The organism is Carboxydocella sp. JDF658, from assembly GCF_002049395.1.
In the GTDB taxonomy this organism is placed as follows: Bacteria; Bacillota.
The window spans coordinates 26,609-47,035 of record NZ_BDLR01000025.1 but is presented as its reverse complement, the minus strand read 5'-3'; the positions used below and the strand labels follow the sequence as shown (position 1 = coordinate 47,035).

Here is a 20,427-nt window from a genome sequence, read left to right as displayed (position 1 = left end):
CCAATAGCTTCATGTTAATTATATCGCAAACATCTGTTCTGGACAAGGGGGAATTATTCATTGAGACCAAATTTTTTGTTCCAGCGATACAGCATACTTACAGCTTCTGCTCTAGTTGCAACTGCCCGAGCAGCCAGAGAGCTGTGACTGCGCCCGTTCATTAATCCCTGTTTAACTGCCTGTCCTACCGCCGCGCGGGCCCAGGGTGAGATTTGCCTGTTATCACTGAAGGCACTTAGATCGGCACTTGCTCCCAGGTCAGCCAGCCTGGCCAGAACCACGGCCAGTTCCTCTCTGGTTACCGCCTCCTGGGAACGGAAGCGGTTATTATAGCCCAGCAACCAGCCTTTGTTCACCACCAGGGCAATATCCCGGGCTGCCCAGTGACTGGCAGGAACATCGGCAGGCAAGGGCAAGGACCGGCCATCGTCTTCTACGGCCAGCAACCGTACCAGCAGGGCTGCCAGTTCGGCTCTGGTCATGGCGCGTTCCGGTTCAAACTTACCCTGGTAGCCCTGAATCCGTCCCTGACCTGCCCAGCGGGAGATGGTGGCTGCCGCCCAGTGCTGAGCCGGGAGGTCCGGGAAGCTGTTGGGGCGCAGGAACACACCATAGCGGCTGAAATGGTTCAGATTAGCAGTAATGGTTTGCCGATCAACTCCCAACTGACCGCCGATGGGAAGCCAGCGATTTGCCAGAGGGCTGTAATACCAGACACCAGCCCCTTGCCCATCCTGGAGCTGTGTTTGCAGGGGGAAGGTGATGGCGGCCGGTTGGCTTAATGAACCATTATAAGTGATATCCCAAATGCCAGCATTGATCCCGGGTTCTTTGCCAGTGACTGTAGTCGGGCTGATGGCAATTCCCGCCCAAAGTTCGGCAGGAACATTAAATCCGGCAGGCAAGGCAGAACCCGAGCTGGACCCACCCCCAGAGCTTGAGCCAGAGCCAGAACTGCCGCCCGATGCAGGCCCGGAAGCAGGGATGGCAATAGTGAAGGTGATGGTAGTGGCATGCCCCGCACTGTCTGTTACCACCAGCTGGTATTGCCCATTCTCAGTTATGGTCGTCCCGGAAAGAAATGGTTGCCCATTGAGCAAGGCGCTTCCTTCAGTAAAAACCGGGGTCACCGGCGCAGTATAAGTCTGGCCATCAGCTACTCCGGTGACAGCGGGTGGTTGTAAGTCGGTAATCACTGTTTTGCTGATTTCCTCATTCAGTATGGGATTGGTAGAGAGGGCCTTTATTTTCAAGGTATGAGTACCATCATTCAGACCTGCCAGGTTTAAAGTTGCTGTGAAGGTGCCATCGTTGTTTAATCCGGGTGTAGCTCGCGGCACTGGTTCAGCATCCAGGTAGATTTGGATGGTAGCTTTCAGGTCTTGAACCTGGCCCTGGATTGTCACCTGAGCCTGAGTCGGCTCTGTCAAATAGACCATATCCTCTACCGGCAGATCCACACGCAAACTGGGCGGAAAAGCATAGATGGATGGTTGGTCAATGGTAAAGTTAACCTGTTTGGTCTGGACATCCCAGGCTGGCGCTACAACAAAAGCAGTATTATCCAGTGGTTTGCTCTTTAACCAGCCACCGGAACCATCAGGGGTAAGTTTGATAATGTCAGGATCTCCCGTCCCAGCGGCAAAATAGACATCTTCCATGACGATTTCCAGGCGGTTAGGCATTGTAAGCAAATAATCAGGGCCATAACCGATGATTTTTGGCTCCAGCCAAACCCTCTGCCAATCCTGCCAGCTATTGATCAGCACAGGGTCCACCAGGGATAATGTCGTTGCCGGCCACCATTTGATTGAACCGACTCCAGGCCTGTTTACCTGAAAGGAAGTCATGGAGCCCAGGCCCACATCGGTCTGTATCCGCGGGTCGGGCAACAGCTGCCAACCACCTGGAAAATTGTAATTTAACAGCAGATTATACTCTCCAGCCAGGCGTGGACTACTCTCACCATTGATCTGGACCATGAGGGGCAAACTGAAGGTTTGGGCTTCTGCATTCAAATCAGGCAGAGGGAATTGCAAGGTAAAATTATTATATCCGTTATCAATTAACAAATAATGGCTGTCCATACCGATACTGCTTAAGTCTGCATATACTTCACTGATAGTTGCTCCACCTAAATTGTTGTCCGTCAGCCAACCGTTAAAATCAACATCAACCTTGACTGTCTGATTAAAACCGGTGTAATAGAGATAACCGTTGTAATTAAATTCGGCGTTACCCGGAGCTAAAGTCGGGTCATTGGGGTGATAAATTTCATATAAAGGATAAAGAGTGCTACCATAAGCCCCCCAGGCAATCTGGGTCCAAAATAACAATACACTCAAGAACAAGGCCACCAGCTGCCATCTTCTTCTCTTGAGACCCATCTTTCTCCGCTCCTTTCATAACGTAAACGTATTATTATTAGTCATAATAAGTTCGACAATCTTCTGTAATTTCCTGCAAAAAACTCCGGCCTACGGCCGGAGTTTTCCCTAATTTACCAACAGTTTTTTCATATAATCTGTTACCTCAAGTTTGGGCCAAGCAATCCACATTCGCTTGTATTTTTCCGGTACTTGCTGCCAGACCTTTTCCATCCGCCGGGGAACTTCCTGCATTTTGGCCCGATAAGCTTCTGCCTTCGCCGTTTCGCCCTGTTGCTGGTAATACTGGGCTACATTATGGTAGGCTTCAGTCAGGACTTCCCAGGTACGGATATCATAGGGGGCAAGGGTTGTCAGTTTTTCCAGTTCACTAAGCCCCTGTTCGATCTGACCTTCCAGCAACAAGGCTTTACCATAGGTGAGTACATTATTGGGTGAATAAGAATCAATGTCTACAGCCTTTTTAGCTGCTTCTATAGCCGAATTAAACTCTTGAATTTCTTTTTGTTGCTGAGCATGTAATAGATAGATATTAAATTTTAATCGATAGTAATCACCTTTCCAACTATTAAAATCAGTCGCTTTATCAATATATTTTTTCGCAGCATCGATATCATTTTGTTGTAGCGCTTTTTGAGCTTCTCTAAAATAATACTCTCCTCCTCCAGTTTTTATCGCTAAACCAAATAACATAACTATCACTATTAGACCACTTATGGTTTGCCACAGGGGGCGAATCGTTTTATTTTCATGTTCATCGATTTCTGTTATGGTTAAAGCCATGATAGTCCACATAATCACTGATATAGCAGATAAAGATAAAGTGAAGTCAATAAAACTATGGAGTGTAATCAATAAAACAGACCACAAACTACCCATCGCTAAAGTGGAAAAATGCTTTTTTTGAAAGAAATTATATAGTACCAGTAAGAAATATGCACCAAAAAATACAATGTAGGATAAAAAGCCAATTATACCTGTTTCAACAAGTACTTTAAGTGGATAACTATGCGTCTCACGAGAAATATAGCGGTAACTCTGATATTTTTCAAAAAGACTGCGCCAGCCACCACCGCCAGCCCCGGTTAAGGGGTAGTCTTTTAAAATTTTAAGACCGTCCTGGTAAAAAACAAATCTTTCTTGCACACTTTGTTCTTGCCAATTTATTCTAGCCAGGCGGTTAAAGAGTCCTTCTTCCTGAAAAGCATAATAAATAACACCTGCCAGCAGTACCATCATCAACAAAAATAATAGTAATTTGCCTTGTTTACTAAATTTGGCTTTAATGGTCTCTGGTGGTTTAATAAAAGGAACTCCAGCACCTAAAATGCCGCCGCCAAACAATGCCAGCCAGTGTTCGCTTTCACTAACCTTACCGCTAAAGTCAACCGTCCAATGGGCAAACAAAAAGGCAAGAATGATAATAGATATTGTTTGAGCAATCGCAGTCCAGCGGGTTTCCCGAGGCCAAAAGACCAGTGCCAAAGATACCACCATTAAAAGAACCAATACGGAACCTCTCGATTGAGCTGACAAAACCCCAGTAAACATAATAAAATTAGCTGAAGAAATCAAAGATTTTAGATAACGTTCTTCTGTATTTGTATATATAAAAATACTTAGTATAAATAACATACTTAAAAAAGCTGCATAAGCATTAGGGTATTGCATTGTCCCCATTACTCTGCCATCTTTATAGGCAGCATCAAAATCAAATGTGCCATAGGCAGTACCCAAACCGCTCAAAGCTTCAGTAACACCGATAATCAATAATATTCCCAAAAGTAACTTCCGATGTGATTTTTTTTGAGCGACAAAACAAATAATAATAAATGAAAATATATAGAGAGCAACCCTTAACATTTCTTCAATTGCCAAACTAAGGTGAACTGCTTTATTTAGAGACAAAAACCAGGTAACCAGCCAAATGGCACCAAGCACTTTCATATATTTAAAATATTTACCTTCGGACTGATTTTGCAACCAAATTGCTGCCCCTAATGCAAGGATAACAGCAGTTACAGGCATGGTTTCAAAAGCAAAAAAACCACCCCTGTTAAAAACCAGGAAAAAAACAGTTAATATATAGACCCAAAAAACAAATCCGTTAACTGGCACCCTACTTCCCCCTTATTAATTAATAGGCATTTTTGTTAAAGAAACCATTTAAAATAGTCATAATAATAATTTTAATATCTAACGAAAAAGTCCAGTTTTCCACATAATATAAGTCACATTTTATCCTTTCCTCAATGGAAGTATCCCCACGCCAGCCATTAACCTGAGCCCAACCGGTAATACCTGGTCTAACATGATGTTTGATCATATATTTAGGTATTCTTTCTTTAAATTGCTCTACAAAATAGGGACGCTCAGGCCTGGGGCCAATCACACTCATGTCGCCTTTTAAGACATTCCAAAATTGAGGCAGTTCATCCAGGCTGGTTTTTCGCAAAAATGCACCAAACTTTGTACGTCTCGGATCATTTTTTACAGTCCATTGTGTCTGCGAAACTGTATCATCACTTACATACATACTTCTAAATTTATACATTTTAAACGGTCTGCGATAAAGACCGATCCGCTCTTGACTGAAGAAAACAGGACCAGGAGAAGAAAGTTTAACACCTATTGCAATAAGTATGAATAGTGGACAGAGAAGGATCAGAACTGAAAGAGAAAAAACAATGTCAAATAACCTTTTAATGATTTTATTTACCGGTTCATCCAATGGTACATGGCGTATGTCAATCAGGGGGATTCCATCTAAATCGGAGATACGAGGTTTGGCAGGAATTAGATCAAAAAAATCCGGAATTATTAAGGCTTTGACACCATATTTTTCACACAAATCTATAACATTTGCTATCCGTTTATAAGCAGTTACTGGCAAAGCTATGATTACTTCATCAATTTGTAAAGAAGTTAATATTTCTGGCAATTGCTCCAGTTTACCTAAAATTTTAGTGCTTCCTATAGATTTGCCCAATTTCTCAGGATCATCATCTAAAAAACCTAATATTTCATAGCCATATTCCTGATGATGGCTAATTTTATTGTAAAATTCCCTTCCTAAGCGACCGGCTCCTAATATCAATAAATATTTTTTGTTATACCCCCGGTTACGGATATAACGCAGGAACCATCGTAAAGTTAACCGTTCAATAGTGCTTAATATAATATTTAATATTAGAAAAATTAATAAAACCAGACGGGAATAATGTATTTCTTTGATAAAAAACAAAATACTCATTACCAGTAGAAGAACAATTAAATTGCTCTTAATAACAAGAACAAATTCATGGGAAAACCTGCTGGCTCTTTGAGGCGAATATAACCCGATCAGGTAATTAATAAATAAATATAACGGTATTATATATAAAGCGGGGATCAAATAGCTAAATTTGGTTAGTCGTGTACCTATATCAACTTGTCCTAATAAATTACTTTCAAATCTTAACCACCAGGCAGCATATAAAGCTGTCAGGGCAGTGATACTGTCCAGCAGAAAGAGTACACGATTTAAAAAACGCTGGTTTTCTCTTATCATTGTTACATCACCAACTAATTCGACTGTTTGAACAAATTTCTAACTAATGCAACCAGATAACGCAGCCAAATTCCTAATAGAACGATGATATTAACAAGTACAAATTTATTCGGGGCATAGTGTTTTTGATAAAAAATTACCATGGCACGATGGAATTCGTATATCATTCGATATTTCTTTTTTTTACTACTAGCTCCTTTATAATGGATGATCCTGGCTTCAGGATAGTAATAAATTTCCCACCCGGCCTTTTTAATCCGGTAACACCAGTCAATATCCTCGCCATACATAAAAAAGGTTTCATCCAGTAAACCTACCTGTTCAATAGTTTTTCTGCGTACTAACATAAATGCACCCACCAGGCAATCCACAGAATAGGTTTGATCCTCATCCAAATACGTCAGGTTATATTGTGCAAATAACCGACTTTTGGGAAAGAGTTTACTCAGTCCAAGGGCCTGAAAAAGGGCATTCAGCGGGGTGGGAAAGCTGCGACGGCAAGCCAAATCCAACTTGCCGTCAGGTAATAGAACTTTACATCCCGCCGCCCCTACTTGCGGGTGCTTGTCCATAAAATCAAGCATAATATCAAAAGTATTAGGTAAAACTACAGTATCAGAATTGAGCAGAAGTATATATTCGCCTTTGCTTATTCGAATAGCGCGATTATTGGCACGGGAGAAGCCTTCATTTTCCTGATTTTCAATCAGTTTAACCTGCGGAAAATTTTGTTTAACCATCTCAACACTGCTATCGGTTGAATGATTATCCACAACAAAGACTTCAAAATCTGCTTGAGGAGGATGGTTGTAGACAGACTGTAGAGTCTGTTTTAGCAAGGCTTTGGTATTATAATTGACGATGATGATGGACAGTTTCAATGTTTGTCCTCCCATTAAACAGGTTTACTTTTCATTCAAACCATTTTTCAATTTCTCTGGGGGTGACTTTCCTTCTGCTCTGAATAATCTTGCGTTTTTTCCAGGTCAGGGGAAGCAATTTAAAAATTTGTACCCAGCCTTTTAGCAAATAAGGTCTTCTGAATAGAGCATATATAAAAGCTGCAAATTCATAAAGCAAGAACTGTGGAAGGGCACGTAATATACTCATCAATGTATCATTTTTTAATAGCATAAGATATCTGTTTTTGTAAGAATGAATTTGAACAAAACGAGGAACTTGATCTCTTCCGTTTTCCTTCCAACCTCTGACATGGTAGGCAACTGCTTTAGGATTATAATAAGCTTTCCACCCTCGCAATTGGGCACGCCAGGCTAAATCTACATCTTCCTTATAGGCAAAGAATGATTCATCAAAATATTCGTCCAAAACCTTGATATCTTCAAGCATTTCTCGGCGATAAAGAACGGCAGCGCCACTACAGCCAAAGACATATCCCGGCTCATCATACTGGCCTCTGTCCTCTTCTCCCTGTCCTCGATCGAAAGCCCGGCGATTTTTTTTCAAGATAAGGCCGGTTGAGTCAATGATGTTGGTTAGTTGACCATCTGTAGTCATACGGAGAAGTTTGCCACAAACCATACCGATGGAGGGGTCTTGTTGTATCGTGTTTATTAATTCTTTAAGAAAGTTTGGGGCTAATTGGATATCAGGGTTCAATACGAAAATATAGTCGGCTTTTTGCTCTCTTAGTCCCTGATTGTGAGCTGCCGCATAACCAAGGTTAATGGTATTTTGTTTAAAAGCTATATTATGAAACTTTTTAATTAGATCAACAGTATTATCATGTGAAGCATTATCAATGATACCAACAGAGTAATCCTTCAATATTTGTTTATTAACAGATTGTAGGCAGTTGGTGATTATTCTCTGATTATTAAAAGTAATAATCTGAATATGAATCATATAGGAATACCTCTACTATTATAGAAATTATAGAGATTTTATAGTATCTATAGTTGCTGTTCCTTAATTGCCAATATAAACAAATACATTAACTGAACAAGCCCATTTTTCCAACTTTACGTCCACATTTTTTCTCTACTTTCTAGCAAGCATTATTACTCCTAAACAAATTAAACAGACGCCAATTAATTTAGAAGCAGTTAAATTCTCTTTAAAAATAGTCAATCCGGCCATCAATGCAAAAATATAGGATATACTTTGTAAAGGATAGACATAACTTAGCTCTCCTTTGTTTAATATATAAAGCCAAAGTCCAGTAGCAAATACATATATAGCAATGCCTAATATTATAAAGGGATTCAAGAAGAGCTTTAATAACTGTGAAACACTATTAATCTCTTTTCCTATTACTCCCAATTTCCACATTATTTGCCCGATAACCATAAACATTGAGTTTAAAATCGTTAAAAAAATTATCAATTCTTCTACCACCCTCATGTCAAAATTTATACCATTAATTCACCTTTATTAAGAAGCAAACAATTTATATTGTCGTTTATAAGATATTAAATATTAACCATCTCTTCTTTTCTCAATCTCATGTCTTAAAATCCCAATTTCTTGGGTTAACCTAACTATTCGCTCTGATTGTCTTGATACCACCAATGAGAGATGAAGAATCAGAAAGAGACAAACCAATATTCCGAATAAGAAAAGCAAAGAAGGAGGATAAATTACATTCAATACTCTGGCCATGAAATCTAACCAAACGGAATTTGTTGATAAAATAATCATAATGCTACCAAAAAACAACCAGAGCAATGCATATTGTTCTTTGAGAAGTTTTTTACGAATTAAATCAAATATTATTATCATAAAAATAATACTAATTGTAAATGAAAAAATCAAAATATTTTTCATAGTGTCATCCTTTCGTACTTAAGAGCTCTAACTAATAAAGATAAGCTAACCTTAATCATATAATATACTGAACGTAAAGGTGTTATAGATGAACTACCCGCTAGCCTCTGCTCCATTTCAACCGAAACTTCTTTAATATTTAATCCATACATCTTAGCTACAACCAAAGAATCAACTTCAGGATAATCAGTAGAATATTCCTTTGCAAATAGTTTAATTACCTTCCGATTTGCAGCTCTAAATCCAGAAGTAGTATCTTTAAAAACTTGCTTCGTTATTAAGCTAACTAAAGCAGATAAGATAATCATACCAACTCTACGACTAAATGTTGATTTGTATTGGGTTTTTTTTACATATCTCGAGCCTATTACTAGGTCTGCCTCTTGTTCTACAATCGGTTTAAGTATCTTATGTAATTCCTCAGGCTTATGTTGTCCATCTGCGTCTATTTGAATTGCAATCTCATATTTGTTATATAATGCATACAGATAACCAGTTTGCACAGCTCCTCCAATTCCCAAATTTTGTGGGAGTCTAATAACTTTAGCTCCGGCCTGAAAAGCGATATCAGCAGTATTATCATTTGAGCCATCATCGATAACCAGAATTGTAAACTCAGGATATATTTTTAATATTTTTTTAACAACAATTCCTATACTTTTTTCTTCGTTATAAGCAGGAATAATAACAATCGTTTTAGGAAAAAAACTCATAGCAAACTCCTTTCTAGTCAAATTATTACTTCAATAAATATATTATTTACTAACTATCAATGTAGAGAAAACACCTTAACATACTCATTTTCATATTCTAACAAAAAATGACTTTGAAAAAATTCATCACTGGGTAAAGAAATATTTTTGGTTCTTTGAAGATTTACGACAAAATATTTAACATTTAACTTTTTTAATGTATTATATAAAGCCTGTCCCGAATTAATACTATTAAGTATTTGCGAGTATCTTCCTGGTCCAAACCAATCCCCTATAAAAGTCCCTTTATAAAAATAGTTCATATTTTCGTCAAGTAACGCATAAATAGTTGATTTTTCTCGCGAGTTAAGATATTTATATGCCGGATATGTCGGTAGAAACCTAGATAAATATTCATCTCTATCTTCAGAATTAACCGGCAAATCTCCCATGTTGTTTAATTCCCTTTGTAAATATGGTAAAGAAATATTAAACAAAAGTATAGTAGAAATAAGGTATGTTGCAATATCTTTAATTTTGGCTTTAGAGAAAACTTTACTTATCCAATAATCTGTTGCCCAGCCAAAAGTAATACACGCAAGAGGCCAAATAATTAATAAGTATCTAGGTATCTGAGCCGAATAGAACCAAATTACTAAATAACTAACCCATATTAAAAATATAGATAAAATGTATTTTCCTTTTTGTGGAACACTTAAAAATAGAATTAGCCCGAAAAAGAAAATAGGTGTAAATGGGGCCTCAATTAAAAAGCGGTCCCAATGAAATGACAATTCATGAGGTATATCTAAGAGGTTAACAATGTTTTTCTGAAGACCATGAGAGTAAAGAAGATCCTGAATTTGTCCGTTATAGTCGTCTTTGGTCCATATCTTTCCTAAACCAAATACTTTGCTAAAAAACGGGAAAAAAGGATTCCCTGAATAAAAATAATTTCGTAGAAACCAAGGTAAAGATATTATTAAACCTACCATTCCGTATTTAAATCCCAGTTTAATTGCTCCTCTAAATCCACCAACTTTTAAATAATGACTAAATAATAGTAATATAAACAAAGTAATTACAATAAGTGCAGAATATTTAGTTCCCACTGCAAATCCAAAAAATACTGCTGATAAGTAAGCCCATCCAATATCAGTTTCTTTTAAAAATATGAATCCAGAAAAACAAGCAGCTACAGTAAATAGAGTAAGGTTTATATCAACATAGCCAATAGAAGCTAAATGAAGGACTAATGGTGCTGATAACCAGAAAGTAACACTAATAATTCCCACACCTCTGTTGAAAAAATGAGATGAAAAGGAATAAATACCAATAACAACCAATAAATTAGAAACCCACGAAATGGACTGAGCTGCAATATCATCTGCAATTAAAAACATCACTGAAAATAATAATTCTGTATTCTGATTAAATACAGGATATCTTAAATATGGTGTGTAAACGAGAGCATGAGAATTTGCATAGATTTTCGCTGCCGCTAAATGACTACTTATTGAATCCCAAGCGGTAGGTGGATACAAAAAGAAAATAAAAATTGGGTAAATTATAAAAAGTAATCCTAAAATAATTAAACTATCTTTAATACAGTCTTTTCTGGACAAAAATATACTTTTTAAGTTTATGTTACTTTTAGAAAGGTTTTTTATAAAAATAATAATATTAATAAAATAAATAACTTCTTTATATAATAATCCAATTAAACCAAGGACAAACAGTATAATTGCCCAAATACCAATCCCTAGTGAAGTTGAAAAAAAGAATAGTTCCAGATCCGTTTTAAAATTAAATTTTTTTAGAAAAATAAATCCTAAAAGAAATGATGAAACTAATAAACCAATGATAATTAAATAATGCTTTATAATAAACCATGTCAATTCCACTTAATCTCCCCCATAAAAAGTTTAAAATGAATCACTCTTATAATTATGGCCATTTTTCCTCTAATCCATATTTCAATCTACTAAACCTAAATTGACATGTTAGTATAAACCCTTGACACATAATAATTAACCCTTTATAAAAATTTAGTTGTTTGGTATAGTGAACTGAAACGTCAGCCTTAATCCCATCAATTAAACCTTTAAGATAACATTTACCAAGACTAATTTTTATAAAGGCAAATTTTATAACTAGTACTATATTACTTAAAAAAATCAAGGGTACAAGTATAAGCAAGAGAGATTTTGGTAGATTTTTCTTTAAGGTTAAAACATAATTCCGTCCCGTATAATATAAATTAAACTTATTATACCTTCCACCCGTTGTAGCACTACCTATATGGTAAACTACTGCTTTGGGAACAAATACGCACTTTAGTCCTTTAGCCGCAGCCCTTAAATTTAAATCCACATCCTCATAATAACAGAAGAAAGATTCGTCAAATAAGCCAACCTTATCAAAAAACTCTTTACGGTAAATCGCTGCACCTGCACAAGCTCCAAATACTTCCTTCAAACTATCATATTGCCCACAATCTCTTAAACCATAGCCAAGCTTAACCGCTTGACCTGATAATGTGTACACATCGCAAACAGAATCAATTACAGCCTTATTACCAAACTGTAACATCTTACAGGAACAAAAGCTGACTTCAGGATCGATATCAAGAGCATTAACTAACTCTTTTAACCAATCTTGATCAACAAATGTATCATTATTTAATAAAGCTATATACTCACCCCTTGCATTCTCAATACCTCGATTGACTGCATAAGCAAAACCATAATTTTTGTCAAGGCATATAATTTGTACCCAAGGAAATTCCTTTTTGGTTATTAAGACACTATCATCCGTAGAGCCATTATCAACCAGGATTGTTTCGAAGTCAGTAAAAGTTTGATTCACTAAAGAACTTAAACATTGACGTAAGAACTTTCCACCATTCCAATTCGGAATAACAATTGTTACTTTCATAACTCACCTTAATTCATTTTAGAAAGTATAATCTCTATCTCCTCAAATCGTTTTTCCCAAGAATTATCCCTTGCAAAATTTACTCTTTCTGTTATCTTTTCCTGAGAAAAACTGTTAGCAGACAGAAACCTTTTAATGTTAGCCTCAAAACCCTCATAATTTTCCGATGTCCGGCAAAGATGATCCGGACTGGGACTTGGAATACCAATTGAAACCACAGGTTTCCCCGCAGCTAAATATTCCCATATTTTAACCGGGTTAACATATTTCGTTAACTCATTCTTTTTAAAAGGGATTATTGCTATATCAAATTCTCTCATAAATGAAGCCAATTCATAATAATTCACTGGACCAATAAATTTAACATTTTTCATTTTAGATCTATACTTAATTCCCTGATTTATTGGCCCAATCAACCTAATATCCCACTGTGGATTTCTAATAGCTAGAAATTCAATCAAATCTAAATCAACCCATGCTCCTATATTACCAACAAAACCTATAACGGGGTTTTCAATATTTGGTGTGTCATATTTTATTGCAGGTAAAAAGTTTTCAACTTCCACACCATTCAATATTAAAAATACATCATTACTACGGTTATATCTTTCCTTGATTTTAGAATATAACTCTTGGGAAGAAGTAATAATGACATCAGCACATACCACTAATTTTTTTTCTAGATTTTCGAAGTTCCTTTTCTCTCTTCCTACAAAAAACTCAGGATAATTGTCCATACAGTCAAAAACTATATGGTTACTTTTCAAATTACCAACTACATCCGCCCAGATCGGACTAGTTACCCATAAAATATCAATTTTCTCATTAATCATGCCCCTAAAAAACAGAGAAAATATTGTTGCATTAAACTTATTTATAAGCCTAATTTTATTGGAAAACGGACATAAAAGAGGCGGGTCGATAATTATTACCCCTTCTGAACTAAAAACTTTTGGAAAAACTCCCCTTTTAGTTTTCCCTTGAATCACTGTAAATGGTGATACTATAGGATTAAAATAAATAACCTTATTTTTCCTTGCAAGCATAACAGCAAAGTGTTGAGGTCGCTGCCTAATATCGTTCCAAGCGGTTACTCCTAGAATTATGATTGTTTTGCCTTCCATCATCAAGTCACCTTATCACTTAGCGATAAGAATGGGGTTTCCATTTTATTTTCCACTTTTCTTCAAACCTTCGCTTGTTTTTCTCAAAAATTTCTTTATAATCTTGTTCTTCCAATTTCCCAAATGACGCCCCGCCAAAATGATGAACAAAGGCATCCTCAGCACAAACTACCCTGTATCCAGCTAACTTTACTCGATGAGAATAATCATCGTCTTCAAACATACCTACCTCAAAGCCCTCGTCTAAAAATCCTACTTTTTCAAAAACTTCTCTTCGCATTACTACGCAATACATAGCTAACATAGGTATATCAAAAATAATGCCTTTATTTTTTGAACAATGCTTCCATGCAAATTCATTTATTTCGGAAGGACTCTTATAGTCAACCTCTATCTTTGCTTGGTTACCAATAGAATTGGTAACTGGTCCTACGAGTCCAACATCTTCTCTCTTTGCATGCTGGACAAGGGCGTCCAACCATCCTCTTGAAACAATGGTATCATTGTTTAGTAATACCAAAAATTCCCCTTTAGCAATTTTAAGCCCTTGATTGTTAGCTTTTGCAAAACCATAATTTTTTTCATTTAAGATAACCGTTACCCTAGCATCGGTAGCCTCCAATCCTTTCAAGTATTCTTTTGTACCATCATTTGAATTATTGTCAATTATTATAATCTCAAAATTAGGGTAGAGTGTATTAGCAAAAATACTATCAATACACTGCTTAGTGAGACTTAGATTATTAAAGGTAACAATTATAATACTTGCCAGTGGATATAGCTTAGACATCTCCTGTTCCATTAATTCACATCGTTTTTCCCATGTATTCTCCTTTGCTAAAGAAATTCGTTTCTCTTTTATAACAATATCTTTTTCTTTTATAGCAAGCTCAAGCATTTTATCAAACTCTTCTTTATTATCTGCCAGATAAACAAGTTCTGCATATGGCTCAAGTTCCGGTAGTTTTATTGAAACAACTGGTTTTCCCATCGCAATATATTCAAAAAACTTAACCGGATTTGTAGCTAAAGTCAACTCATTAATCTTAAAAGGTATTGTTGCTACATCAAACCAGCTTAAATACATTGGCAATTCAGCGTAAGATTTTTCACCCAATAGAAAAACATTTTTTAATCCTTTCAGTGGCTCAATGTCGGCTCCAAAAGTGCTCCCTATTAACAAAAAATTCCAATCCAAATGTTTTGTTGCCGAATACCTGATAATTTCAACATCAAACCAATCAGAAATTGCTCCATAATAACCAATTACAGGTCCACTTAAATATTCCGGTTTTTGGGTATCAGGCGGATTAGAAAAATGCTTAAAATCACCAGCATTAGGGATTAGAATTGTATGTCTGTTTTCTGTTCTTTTATCGTTAAACAACTTTTTGGAAGTCGTTATTACTAAATCCGCTTTCTGTGTCAGTTCTCGTTCTGTTCTCAACATTATATCATCGTTTGTTGAAAACCCACTGTGTTGATCCATGCAATCATAAATAACCTTCCACCCAAATTCTTCTTTTAGACTAAAAGCTAATTTCCCCCAAAAGGGAAGATCTACTATACTACATGCCATTAAGATACCAAATCTTTTTCTTAACTCAAAGATTGATTTCTTAAGCATATTTAGATTTATATCGTCAATGCTATCCTTATAAATATTAAGATTACGTACAAGAGATAGTTTGACTTCCCAAACATTATTCCTAATCTCTCTGATTTCTATTTTAGGTTCATCTTTTTCTTTAGCTAGATTAAATGTAGTAGTAAAGTAAAAAATTCTATATCCCTTATCAGCAAAGTGGGTCATTAATTGCTGTGGTCTTTGATAGCGAAAACCCCAGTCTATAATTGGAAAACACAAGATATCATACTTCCATATATGATAAGGATTATTTTCTAACGGTACTTCTAAACCTACATTTACCTGCTCATTATTTTTTTTTATAGCGACCTCAGATTTTTTTTTAAACAATTCTAATAATCCATATTTGCATTTGCGATATAGAGTTAGAGCTTTCCAAGCACGAGAATTATAGATTGATTTTAATGTATCCTCCAACATCTTTTTTTCCTGTGTAACATGGGCAACTTCCGTCTCTAATTTAGTTTCAATAAAATTTTTTTCTTCAATGATTTCAGCAAGACGTACCTTTACTTTATTAAGTTCTTCTGCGAGAACTTTAATTTCGTTTTCTTTTTTAAACAAATCATACTGGCTACTGGTTAGTTGCACCCTGAGTTCACCTAACTCCTTTTGTAGCGCCAAATTTTGTTTCCTTTCGTTTTCCAAATCAATGTACAATCGTTCCAAAATAAAGTTATTTAAAGTGTCTTGGAGTTCTTTGATTTTTTCATTTAACGAATTTATTCCCATTTTCTTTGTCCTTTTTTCACTTAAACCTAGGCCTAGTTTCTTTTTAAGCAATAATACGTCCCCTCCTGCCAAAGACAGCCAACTATCATTGTTCTTATGTCCAATCGTTACTAATAAATAACTAAGACTTGATATTAATGCCTCATCATTTCTTAGTTCTTGAGACCAATGCCTGATTAATTCCCCGAATCCTTCTGGAATTTGGTCTAACCTGTTAATCCAGCTAATACCCAAATCATAACCTATATACCCTTCTATAATAGACTTTGAGAAGCCTGCTTGTCTAAAAAGCTTTTTTAAAGAGGATTTTGGAGTTTCTTTTCCATATTCCCATTTATCTTGACTCTCAAGATACCACTTAGCCAATCTATAAAAAACACATGATGCATTGGGTACAGCAACTACTACAAACTTCCTACTAACCCTTCGCATTTCACGAAGAGCAGCTACTATTTCCACGTCATCAAAATGTTCTATCACTCCACTATTCCAAACTATATCAAAACTTTCATCAGGAAAAGGCAAATTAAATAAATCGCCTTTAACAAAATTCCCTTTACAATTATTATTTTCGAATAAAAGTTTGCTTAAATTTAATGCGACATCTGACGCATCAAGTAAAGTACACTCATATCCGTTTTGTGCTAAAGCAGCTGAAATCTCTCCACTTCCACTGCCCACCTCTAAAAGACAAGCTCCTTCAGGAACTAGACTTTTAAAAAGATATATAAATTCACACGCTAATGGAGAAGGCACCGGTATCAATTTGGGATCCCAGCTAGCAAATACATTATCCCAAACAGTGGTATTATCGTTCACATCTAAACCTCCCATTTATCCCAACATGCGATATTTTTTTATTATTTCCGATGCAGTTCCAACGTCTTCAACTTGTCCTTGCTTTAATAAAACAGCTAAATCACAAAAAGCTTCTACTAAATCAGCAGAGTGAGAGACAATAATAATTGTTTTACCTTTAGCTTTGTATTCATTAATTTTTTCTAAACACTTTTTTTGAAAAGCTTCATCACCTACAGCCAGAACTTCATCTACTAGTAAAATATCTGGGTCAACATTTACCGCAATAGCAAAAGCTAACCGCATATACATTCCAGAAGAATAATTTCTAACCGGAGTATCTATAAAGTCTTCCAGTTCAGAAAAATCAATAATATCCTGCATTTTATTTATGATTTCTTTATTAGATAATCCTAAAATTGAGCCATTAAGAAAAATATTTTCTCTACCCGTAAAATCACTTTGAAAACCTGCACCTAATTCCAAAAGAGCCGAAACCTTTCCATTAACTTCTATGAACCCCTCAGTTGGTTTTAGTATTCTAGCAATAATTTTAAGTAACGTACTTTTCCCAGATCCGTTTTTACCTACTAATCCTACAGTCTTTCCTTTAGGAATATTAATATTGATATTTTTTAGCGCCCAAAACTCTTCATATTGATTGTTCCTTCGTATCAAAAATTCTTTCAATGAATATGTTCTTTGTTGATATAACTTAAATTTCTTTGAAATACCTACTATCTTTACTGCATACATTACCAATCATCGCCTCATTAAGTATTTATTTTATACATGCTCGGCAAACAGCCATTTAAGTTTATTAAAAACATAGTACCCTGCTAGAAAAACAAATCCTGCCAAAAACAACGAAATTAATAAATTACTAACACTTGGCCATTTACCAAAATATAAAATATCTGTATAATTAGTAATAATCAGCGTCATAGGATTTATTAAAAACATAAATTTATAATCTTTAGGTACCATTGACAAAGGAAAAAAAATTGGTGTTATATAAAACCAGGCAAAAAATATTACGTTTGCCAAATGTTCAATATCACGAAAAAACGTGTTGAGTGCAGCTAGAAGCATTCCAAGACCGGCTGTAAAAAAGAATTGTATAATGATTACGATTGGTAAAAAAAACACAGAATAGTTTATGCTTTTTCCAAAAAAGAGTAAGAATAATAAAAATACAATAAAACTTAATAACATATTTATTAGATTTGCTATAGTTATGGATAAAGGTATTACCTCTCTAGGAAAGTAAACCTTTTTAATAAGATTTGCGTTATAAACTATTGAAGATACACAGCTCAAAACTGACATTTGAAAAAAAGTCCATGGTAAAAAATTGCCTAAGAAAAATATAGGAAAATCTTCAATCCCAATTCGTATTATTGTAGTAAATACGATTGAATAAATTGTCATCATTAACAAAGGATTCATAAAGGACCACAAAAAACCTAAAACTGACCCTTTATATTTTAAGCTAAGTTCTTTTTTCGTTAAATTCAGTAAAAGACCTCTATATTCATACAGTTCACGAATCTCGGAAATAAAGCTAACATGCGCTCCAAATCTAATTCGTTTTTCCTTGATTAAATTTTTTCCCACCATTTCCTGTTCTCCAGATACCACTTTATAGTCTCCTTTATTCCTTGCTCGAAAGTATACTCAGGCTGCCAGCCCAGTTCTGTTTTAATCTTACTGGCATCAATAGCATAACGTCTGTCATGCCCTAATCTATCCTGAACAAATTTAATCAAACTTTCCGGTTTGTTTAATTCCTGCAGAATCAACCTGGTAATCTCAATATTCGTCCTTTCATTATTGCCGCCAATATTATAAACTTCACCTATTCTACCCTTCTGCAAAACCAAATCAATCGCCCTGCAGTGATCCTCCACATGTAACCAATCTCTTATATTCATTCCATCGCCATAGACCGGCAGGTACTCATCTGCAAGTGCCCTCTTAATGAAAAAAGGGATAAGTTTCTCTGGATACTGATAAGGTCCATAATTATTTGAGCACCTGGTTATCAGCGTCGGTAATCCGTAGGTTTCATGATAAGCTCTAACCAGTAGGTCAGCTCCAGCTTTACTAGCCGAATAAGGGCTGTTAGGCGCCAAGGGTGTTTCCTCAGTAAAATAACCGGTCGGTCCCAGGGATCCATACACCTCATCTGTAGATATTTGCAAATATTTTTCTATCCCGTGTTTTTTAGCAGCATCCAACAGCACCTGGGTACCCATAACATTTGTCTTTATAAAAATTGAAGGATCCTCAATGCTGCGGTCAACATGGGATTCAGCAGCAAAATTGACAATATAATCAACCTCTGCTGCTAACTGGTCGACTACAACGGGATCTGCAATATCTCCTTTCACAAACCGGTAATTCGGATTATCTTCTATATCTCTCAAGTTTTCCAAATTACCCGCGTATGTTAGTTTATCTAGATTGACTATCCGGACTTCAGGGTATTTTTTTAGCATATATCTTATAAAATTTGAACCAATAAACCCCGCTCCTCCGGTAACTAAAATTCTTTTATTCACCGTTCTCCTCCTATCTGTTTTTCGTTGTCCAATCAAAACCTATTTCCGGATCATCCCAGGCAATGCGGAATTCATCCGGGTTATTCCGGTCATATGATTCCGTAGTAAAATAAACTATGACAGCAGGTTCATTCCCCAAAACCCGATAGCCATGAGCTACTCCCTTGGGTATTGTTAGCAAGATGGGATTGTGCTCTCCCATATAAAAGACATTCGTCATTTTGTAGGTAGGAGAATCCTGACGCAGGTCATATAATACGACTTGCGCATTGCCAACAGGAAAAAACCATAAATCATCTTGTTTTTTATGATAATGAAACGCCTTGATTACGCCTGGATAGGTTAAAGACATGGACGCTTGTCCAAACCTGGTTAAAAGCTCGTCATCGTCCCTTAAAATTTCCATAAAAAACCCACGATCATCAACACGTTTAATCAGTTTTTTTACCTTTACTCCGGCAATTGTATCCATATTAACCCCCACTTACAAGTCTAATTCGATTGTGGCTGCCAGTTGATTAGCCCTATAAAAAGATTCAAAAGTCCCGGCATCAGTCCACCAGCCCTCTAAAATATCATAAGTCAGACTATTACTTGCGATATAAGCATTGTTAACATCGGTAATCTCCAGTTCTCCCCTGGCAGAAGGCTTAAGGGTTTTGATGATCTCAAAAACATGGTGATCATACATATAAATACCTGTTACCGCATAATTGCTTTTGGGGTTTTTGGGTTTTTCTTCAATACTGATGATTTTTCCGTCCTTAAGTTCTGCTACACCAAATCTATGAGGGTCTGGCACCTCTTTTAGCAGGATTTTGGCTCCCTTTCCTTGCCGGCGGAAGTTTTCGGCATACTTGCTAATATTCATTTCAAATATATTGTCACCAAGAATCACGATACATTGATTGTGTCCGACAAATTCCTCACAGAGACCAAGAGCCTGAGCTATTCCTCCCGCCTGATCCTGGATCCGGTAAGTAAAGCGCAAACCCATTTCGGCACCACTGCCTAACAGGTTGACAATACTGCCAGCATGTTCTTTGCCAGTAATGATCATGACGTCTTCAATCCCGCACTCTTGTAAACGTTTGATTGGATAATACAGCATGGGATAATTGCCTACCGGTAATAAATGCTTATTTGTTACCTTTGTTAGCGGATACAGTCTAGAGCCAGTACCTCCTGCCAAAATTATACCTTTCATT

At 36.3% G+C, this 20,427-nt stretch carries 17 protein-coding genes; all 17 read right to left on the bottom strand.

Annotation, left to right across the window (positions count from 1 at the left end; translation table 11 throughout):
* Window positions 1-53: 53 nt before the first annotated feature.
* The 17 genes from JDF658_RS05175 to JDF658_RS05095 all read right to left on the bottom strand — a co-directional run bounded on the left by JDF658_RS05175 (window position 54) and on the right by JDF658_RS05095 (window position 20,426).
* Window positions 54-2,387, bottom strand: coding sequence for an S-layer homology domain-containing protein (locus tag JDF658_RS05175; RefSeq protein WP_079906703.1), 2,334 nt, complete (start codon window positions 2,385-2,387; stop codon window positions 54-56).
* Between the two features lie 108 nt (window positions 2,388-2,495).
* A complete protein-coding gene (locus JDF658_RS05170; protein WP_079906702.1) occupies window positions 2,496-4,505 on the bottom strand; it encodes an O-antigen ligase family protein in 2,010 nt (669 codons plus the stop codon).
* A gap of 19 nt (window positions 4,506-4,524) precedes the next feature.
* Window positions 4,525-5,937, bottom strand: coding sequence for an undecaprenyl-phosphate glucose phosphotransferase (locus JDF658_RS05165; RefSeq protein WP_079906701.1), 1,413 nt, complete (start codon window positions 5,935-5,937; stop codon window positions 4,525-4,527).
* A 14-nt stretch (window positions 5,938-5,951) separates the two neighbouring features.
* Window positions 5,952-6,818 carry a glycosyltransferase family 2 protein gene (locus JDF658_RS05160; RefSeq protein ID WP_079906700.1) on the bottom strand — a complete coding sequence of 289 codons (867 nt, stop codon included), beginning with the start codon at window positions 6,816-6,818 and terminating at the stop codon, window positions 5,952-5,954.
* A 31-nt stretch (window positions 6,819-6,849) separates the two neighbouring features.
* Window positions 6,850-7,803: a glycosyltransferase family 2 protein gene (locus tag JDF658_RS05155; RefSeq protein ID WP_079906699.1), complete on the bottom strand. Its 954-nt coding sequence runs from the start codon at window positions 7,801-7,803 to the stop codon at window positions 6,850-6,852.
* 135 nt (window positions 7,804-7,938) lie between these two features.
* Window positions 7,939-8,295 (bottom strand): EamA family transporter, encoded by a 357-nt coding sequence (locus tag JDF658_RS05150; protein WP_242946616.1) that lies wholly within the window; start codon window positions 8,293-8,295, stop codon window positions 7,939-7,941.
* Window positions 8,296-8,376: 81 nt separating this feature from the next.
* Window positions 8,377-8,724, bottom strand: a complete 348-nt coding sequence (locus JDF658_RS05145; RefSeq protein WP_079906696.1) for a DUF2304 domain-containing protein — start codon at window positions 8,722-8,724, stop codon at window positions 8,377-8,379.
* Window positions 8,721-9,458 (bottom strand): glycosyltransferase family 2 protein, encoded by a 738-nt coding sequence (locus JDF658_RS05140; RefSeq protein ID WP_307189627.1) that lies wholly within the window; start codon window positions 9,456-9,458, stop codon window positions 8,721-8,723. The genes JDF658_RS05145 and JDF658_RS05140 overlap by 4 nt, the downstream gene beginning before the upstream one ends.
* 35 nt (window positions 9,459-9,493) lie before the next feature.
* Window positions 9,494-11,320, bottom strand: a complete 1,827-nt coding sequence (locus JDF658_RS05135) for a glycosyltransferase family 39 protein (RefSeq protein ID WP_079906694.1) — start codon at window positions 11,318-11,320, stop codon at window positions 9,494-9,496.
* Window positions 11,321-11,363: 43 nt separating this feature from the next.
* The gene (locus JDF658_RS05130) at window positions 11,364-12,353 is read right to left on the bottom strand and encodes a glycosyltransferase family 2 protein (protein WP_079906693.1); all 990 of its coding nucleotides are present in this window, start codon (window positions 12,351-12,353) and stop codon (window positions 11,364-11,366) included.
* Window positions 12,354-12,361: 8 nt separating this feature from the next.
* Window positions 12,362-13,477 carry a glycosyltransferase gene (locus JDF658_RS05125; protein WP_159446567.1) on the bottom strand — a complete coding sequence of 372 codons (1,116 nt, stop codon included), beginning with the start codon at window positions 13,475-13,477 and terminating at the stop codon, window positions 12,362-12,364.
* A 19-nt stretch (window positions 13,478-13,496) separates the two neighbouring features.
* Complete coding sequence (locus JDF658_RS05120) at window positions 13,497-16,676, bottom strand: glycosyltransferase (RefSeq protein ID WP_159446566.1); 3,180 nt, start codon at window positions 16,674-16,676, stop codon at window positions 13,497-13,499.
* Between the two features lie 15 nt (window positions 16,677-16,691).
* Window positions 16,692-17,411 carry an ABC transporter ATP-binding protein gene (locus JDF658_RS05115; protein ID WP_079906689.1) on the bottom strand — a complete coding sequence of 240 codons (720 nt, stop codon included), beginning with the start codon at window positions 17,409-17,411 and terminating at the stop codon, window positions 16,692-16,694.
* Between the two features lie 30 nt (window positions 17,412-17,441).
* A complete protein-coding gene (locus JDF658_RS05110) occupies window positions 17,442-18,296 on the bottom strand; it encodes an ABC transporter permease (RefSeq protein WP_143311951.1) in 855 nt (284 codons plus the stop codon).
* Window positions 18,257-19,219 (bottom strand): dTDP-glucose 4,6-dehydratase, encoded by a 963-nt coding sequence (gene rfbB, locus JDF658_RS05105; protein ID WP_079906686.1) that lies wholly within the window; start codon window positions 19,217-19,219, stop codon window positions 18,257-18,259. Before rfbB ends, JDF658_RS05110 begins: the two co-directional genes overlap by 40 nt.
* A gap of 10 nt (window positions 19,220-19,229) precedes the next feature.
* Complete coding sequence (locus tag JDF658_RS05100; protein ID WP_079906684.1) at window positions 19,230-19,691, bottom strand: dTDP-4-dehydrorhamnose 3,5-epimerase family protein; 462 nt, start codon at window positions 19,689-19,691, stop codon at window positions 19,230-19,232.
* Between the two features lie 12 nt (window positions 19,692-19,703).
* A complete protein-coding gene (locus JDF658_RS05095) occupies window positions 19,704-20,426 on the bottom strand; it encodes a sugar phosphate nucleotidyltransferase (RefSeq protein ID WP_079906682.1) in 723 nt (240 codons plus the stop codon).
* Between the last annotated feature and the right edge of the window lies 1 nt (window position 20,427).